This is a genomic window from Streptomyces sp. UNOC14_S4, from assembly GCF_020740835.1.
Classification (GTDB): Bacteria; Actinomycetota; Actinomycetes; order Streptomycetales; family Streptomycetaceae; genus Streptomyces.
Genome location: NZ_JAINFC010000500.1, coordinates 1 through 5,441, shown reverse-complemented (window position 1 = coordinate 5,441; position 5,441 = coordinate 1). Strand labels below are relative to the sequence as shown.

At 71.1% G+C, this 5,441-nt stretch carries 3 protein-coding genes, 1 pseudogene and 1 riboswitch; all 4 genes and pseudogenes read right to left on the bottom strand.

What is annotated here, in order from left to right; genetic code table 11:
* Positions 1–154 precede the first annotated feature (154 nt).
* The 4 genes and pseudogenes from K6I34_RS30555 to K6I34_RS30540 all read right to left on the bottom strand — a co-directional run bounded on the left by K6I34_RS30555 (position 155) and on the right by K6I34_RS30540 (position 5,228).
* Positions 155–1,495 (bottom strand): M23 family metallopeptidase, encoded by a 1,341-nt coding sequence (locus K6I34_RS30555; protein ID WP_229330899.1) that lies wholly within the window; start codon positions 1,493–1,495, stop codon positions 155–157.
* An 11-nt stretch (positions 1,496–1,506) separates the two neighbouring features.
* A riboswitch (cyclic di-AMP (ydaO/yuaA leader) is annotated at positions 1,507–1,641 on the bottom strand.
* Positions 1,642–1,878: 237 nt separating this feature from the next.
* Complete coding sequence (locus K6I34_RS30550) at positions 1,879–3,096, bottom strand: PP2C family protein-serine/threonine phosphatase (RefSeq protein WP_229330897.1); 1,218 nt, start codon at positions 3,094–3,096, stop codon at positions 1,879–1,881.
* Between the two features lie 195 nt (positions 3,097–3,291).
* A pseudogene (locus tag K6I34_RS30545) lies at positions 3,292–4,818 on the bottom strand (DEAD/DEAH box helicase); the annotation flags it as partial.
* Positions 4,819–5,024: 206 nt separating this feature from the next.
* Positions 5,025–5,228, bottom strand: coding sequence for a cold-shock protein (locus K6I34_RS30540; RefSeq protein WP_121799364.1), 204 nt, complete (start codon positions 5,226–5,228; stop codon positions 5,025–5,027).
* Positions 5,229–5,441: the final 213 nt, after the last annotated feature.

The following is a 5,441-nucleotide window of genomic DNA, read 5'->3' as shown; positions in this document are numbered from 1 at the left end:
GGCGGGTTCTGAAATGACGGTGCAGGGAGTACGGCTCCCCATAGGAGGCAGCCGCACGCACCGCGTTTCAGGTTCCGGCCGGAGGCCCCGCCCCCGGCCCCACAACAGGGGCGCGGGGAACTGCGCGACCAGCCACGACGCAACCCTCAGAGCCTTACGGCGCCAAGCCCCGGTCCCGCAGCCACGGCAGCGGATCCACCGGCGCGCCACCCCCCGGCCGGACCTCCAGGTGGAGGTGGGGCCCCGTGACGTTGCCCGTCGCGCCGACGCGGCCGATCACATCACCGGCGGACACCCGGCCGGAGGTGACGACCATCGACGACAGGTGGCAGAACCAGACCTCCGTGCCGTCGTCCAGCTTCAGAACGATGCGGTAGCCGTACGCGCCCGCCCAGCCCGCATGGGTGATCGTGCCGTTGCCGACGGCCCTGACCGGGGTGCCGGTGGGCGCGGCGAAATCCGTGCCGGTGTGGTTCGCGGACCACATATTGCCCGCCTGGCCGAAGCCCGCGGTGAGCGTGTACGAGCCGACCGGAAGGGCATAGGCGCCCAGCGTGCGGGACGTTTCTCCGGTGCTTCTTTCCGGGGAACGCGGGTGCTTCCCGGTATTGCCCGTATTCGACGGAAGGCTCGACGGGACGGCCACCTCATCGGGGTCGTCCGCTTTTTCTTCGGCAGCAGCCGTCTTCGCGGCTTCGGCTGCTTCGGCAGCTTCAGCGGCTTCGGCGGCCTTTCGTTCTTCGGCGGCCTTCCGTGCCGCTTCCTCCGTGGCCTTTCGCTGCATCTCCGCGCGGGCCTCGTCCTCGGCGGCATTCTGCTGGTACTCGGCCTGCTGGAGGATTCGGGCGCGCAATACCTCGCCCGCGCTCGTGGTGCCGTGCGCCGCTTCCTCGGCGATCAGACCCATCTGGGTCAGCGGCTGGTCGGCACCGGGCGGGACGGCCTCGACGGTGCCGACAGACCCCGCAGCCTGCTCCTGGCCTTGGCCCGCCTCCTTGGCGTCACCGCCGAAGATCGCGTTCACCACCGGCAGGTCCGGTACCGATATCGGCGCCGCCGGGCGGTCCTGGGCGCTCGCCATGCCGCCCGCGCCGACGGACGCCATGATGCCGACGCCGAGCACGGCGCCGCTGCGCGCCATCGTCCCGCCGCGCGGCTTGGCCACGCGGTGCCGCCCGCCACGGGCGGGCTGGGCGGCGGCCGGAGCAACCGGGGTGGCAGGGCGCCACGCGTCCCAGCCGTCCTCAGCCGACTCGGGCGCGGCAGCAGAGGCAGGCGCAGGCGCAGGCTGCCGCGCAGCCACCGGCGGCGCTGACCCGAAGACAGATTCCGTCGCCGCACGCGGCGCTGACCTGACCTCAGCCTCGGACATCGGCATGTGCGCCGTCATGTACGCGGGCACGATGGGCGGTTCGGGGACGTGCGGCTCGTACGGGCCATGCGGGGTGTACGGGCCGTGCGGGGCGTGGCCGAGGGCAGGTTCGTTGGACGCCACGGGGGCGCACTCCTTTCCTTCCTTCTCGCCTACCGGGTTAGCTGTCGGGCTCGGAGCAGGAAGGTCTCCTACGGGCCGGTGCAGGCCCGACTCGCCCCAGGATGGGTGGTTCCCCGGTTCCCAGTCGCTGTCAGTGTCGCTGTCAGTGCATCAGGTCGTGCTTGTGCCCGAGGGATTCGGCGAAGGCGCACGGTGCCGCCTCTTGCGGCGATTGCGAGGACCGCACGTCGTTATCGAACGTTAATAGACAGTCCGCTTGGTTTCCAAGCCGAAAGCGTGAATCCGCCGTGTCCTTGGTCAGGACTTGGCAAGGCGCCCGTCCTCAAGGTGCCGTCTTCTTAAACGGTCTTTATTCCGAGGGAATGCGGAACGATCAAGATCCACTACAGCCCGTGCGGACGGACATAAGAACCCTGGTGGTGACGGCCGTCGCCACGCCGGATCGCCAGCAGGGCCATGTCGTCCGCCGTACGGTCACCCGAGTGCCGGGCGACGTCGTCGACCAGGCACTCCAGCAGCGCCTCCGGATTTTTGAACTGCCGTCCCGTCAACCGGGCCCGCGGATCATAGAAATCCCCATCCGCATCTCTGGCCTCAGTGACCCCGTCCGTAAAGAGCAGCAACGTCGTCCCCGAAGGAAACGCCAGCTCCTCGACCTGGCCGGTAGGAACCTGGTCTGCCGAGACCCGATCAGCCGAGACCTCCAGCTCGCCCATCCCCAGAGGCAGAGCCGGCACGGCAGGCACCGCCTCGACGACCTCGCCGCCCGGGCGCAACAGGAGAGGCGCCGGATGCCCGCGGTTCACCAGGCGCAGGACGGGCGCGTCCTGCGGCATCTCGGCGAGGACGGCGGTGGTGAAGCCCTCGAACTGGTCCAGATTCGCGCGCCGCGCGCCCTCCCGTTGCAACGCGCGCTCCAGCCGTTCCGCGAGCGCGTCCAGCGTGCGCTCCTGCTCGGCCGCCTCCCGGAACGCGCCGATGACCACCGCGACCGCTTCCACCGCCTCCAGGCCCTTGCCGCGCACGTCCCCGACGATGGCGCGTACGCCGTACGGGGTGTCCTGCACCGCGTAGAGGTCGCCGCCGATCCGGGCGTCCGCCTGCGCCGCCACGTAGCGCGCCGCGACGCGGAGGCCGCCGATCCGGGCCGGGGGCACCGGGAGCACGGCCCGCTGCGCGGTCTCCGCGATGCTGCGGGCCGAGGCGAGCCGCAGGACGCTGCGGCGGCCGATGCTGTTGATGCCGAGGGCGAGCAGGGAGACCACGAGGACGGTGACCATCTCGCTCACCGCCGTACCCGTTTCGTTCACCCGCTCGAGCAGGACGAGGATCAGCGTCGCCGTGATGGCCGCCGCGGCGACAAGGGCGGTACCGCTCAGCGAGTGGAAGGGGGCCGCCACGAGGGGAGCGGCGTTCTCGAACGGGCCGCAGGTGTAGTCGGGCGGCGTGAGGACGTCGAAGACGACGCCGCCGCCGACGACGAGTACGTAGGGGAGGTAGCGGACGGCTCGCGCCGCGTGGCGGGCGCGTGGGGACGAGGCGTCGTCCCCACGCGAGAACTGCGGGCCGTTCTGGTTCCCCGCCTTCCCCGCCTTCCCCACCGCTCGCTCCTGACGGCCGTCGCGTTCGCCTTTCTCTCACCTTTCCGGGTGGGAGGCGAGGGGGCGAACGGAGTGGGCCAAGCGAGGGACGTATCGGGGTGCGCCCACCGAAGTGCCGCCTGAGTCCGGTGCGCGACTGCCGGTGCGTTGTGGCTGGTCGCGCAGTTCCCCGCGCCCCTAACGGGGCGCCCGTCAGGACGCCGCCGGGCGGCGGTTGCCCCCGCCGCGCCGCGCACCGCCGCGACGCGAACGGCCGCCGCCGCCCTCACCTCGGGGCGCGCCGGACGCGCCTCCCGGGCGCTTGCGCGGGCGGCTCGCCGACGAGGGCGCCGTCGGCTGGGGCGGCGGCGCGATCGTCACCGCGACGCCGCTGGGCTCGCGGGCACCCGTGATGCGCTCCAGCTCCGGGTCGCGCGGGTGGGTCTTGATGACGTTCGGCGTGATCTTCGCGGTGGCCATCATGCGCGTCATCTCGCGTCGCTGCTCCGGCAGGACGAGCGTGACGACCGTGCCGGACTCGCCCGCGCGGGCCGTGCGGCCGCCGCGGTGCAGGTAGTCCTTGTGGTCCATGGGCGGGTCGATGTTCACGACGAGGTCGAGGCCGTCGATGTGGATGCCGCGCGCCGCGACGTTGGTGGCGACCAGCGCGGTGACCTGGTCCGTACGGAACAGCTCCAGCGTGCGGTTGCGCTGCGGCTGGCTCTTGCCGCCGTGCAGCGCGCCCGCCCGTACGCCCTGGGCCAGCAGCTTCTTCACCAGCCGGTCGGCGCCGCGCTTGGTGTCCACGAACATGATCACGCGGCCCTCGCGCGCCGCGATCCGGGAGACCGCGTCCTTCTTGTCCGCGTCCGTGAGGAAGAAGAGGTGGTGCTCCATCGTGGTGACCGCGCCCACGGACCCGTCGACGGAGTGCGTCACCGGGTCGGAGAGGAAGCGGCGCACCAGGCGGTCGACGTTGCGGTCGAGGGTCGCGGAGAAGAGCATCCGCTGGCCCTCCGGGTGGACCTGGTCGAGCAGCTTGGTGACCTGCGGCAGGAAGCCCATGTCGGCCATCTGGTCGGCCTCGTCCAGGACCGTGATCCGCACGTCGCCGAGCTTGCAGTCGCCGCGCTGGATCAGGTCGGCGAGCCGGCCGGGGGTGGCGACCAGGACCTCCGCGCCGCGCGCGAGGGTCTGGGCCTGGCGCCCGATGGACATACCGCCGACGACGGTGGCGACCCGCAGGTTGACGGCGGTGGCGTACGGGCTGAGGGAGTCGGTGACCTGCTGCGCCAGCTCACGGGTGGGGACGAGGACGAGCGCCAGCGGGCGCTTCGCCTCGGCACGCCGACCCGCCGTGCGGGCGAGCAGCGCCAGCCCGAAGGCGAGGGTCTTGCCGGAGCCCGTACGGCCACGGCCCAGCACGTCACGGCCCTGGAGCGAGTTGGGCAGCGTCGCGGCCTGGATCGGGAACGGCTCGGTGACGCCCTCCCGGGTCAGCGTGGCGAGCAGGCCGTTCGGCATGTCCAGGTCCGCGAAGGACGCCACCGGCGGCAGCGCGGGAGTCGTGGTGACCGGCATCTCGAACTCGCCCCCCTGCGGCTCGGCCGCGGGCTGACGGCGCGAGGACTGTCCACCACGCGACGACTGGCCACGGGACGGACCGCCACCACGCCTGCGCGGCGGTCGGGGCGACCCGGAGGCATCGGAGGCCGGACGGGCAGGGCGGGCGGAGCGAGTCATGCGGGGACCTTCCCGGACGAGGACGGCGGGAGAAAGGGTGGAAAGAACAGAAAAGTCAGAAAGATCAGAAAGAACGGCAGAGCGGGGGAAAGCCGGAAAAGTGCGGCGCGGGCCCTGCGCGGAGGCAGCGAGCGGGGGCAACAATGGGGCCCGCACCCAGTGGTGCGGGCCCCATTGCCAAGCTTCACCCGCGGAGCGGGCGTTCGTCAGAGGGTGACGATGTTCTCCGCCTGCAGGCCCTTCTGGCCCTGCGTGACGTCGAAGGACACCTTCTGGCCCTCGAAGAGCTCACGGAAGCCCTGGGAGGCGATGTTCGAGTAGTGGGCGAAGACGTCCGGACCGCCGCCGTCCTGCTCGATGAAGCCGAAGCCCTTTTCGGCGTTGAACCACTTCACGATGCCCGTAGCCATGTGTTTCTCCTTGTGAATGGGATGGGCACCGCACCGGAAAGGACCGGCGAAAACAAAAAATGCGCCTTCGGCTACATAACCGTCAGGCGCACACGAGTTCATGGGTACCACAACTGCAACTTCCATCGACCATAACACAGGGCCGCGGTCACCGGAACCCCCCATTTTTTCACAGCCCGCGGCCCCGCCGTCATGTTGTGCTCCAGCTCCCAC

What these genes read in the sequence shown, in the direction of transcription:
- K6I34_RS30540 (WP_121799364.1), bottom strand. Translation starts at nt 5,228, where the DNA reads ATGGCTACGGGCATCGTGAAGTGGTTCAACGCCGAAAAGGGCTTCGGC.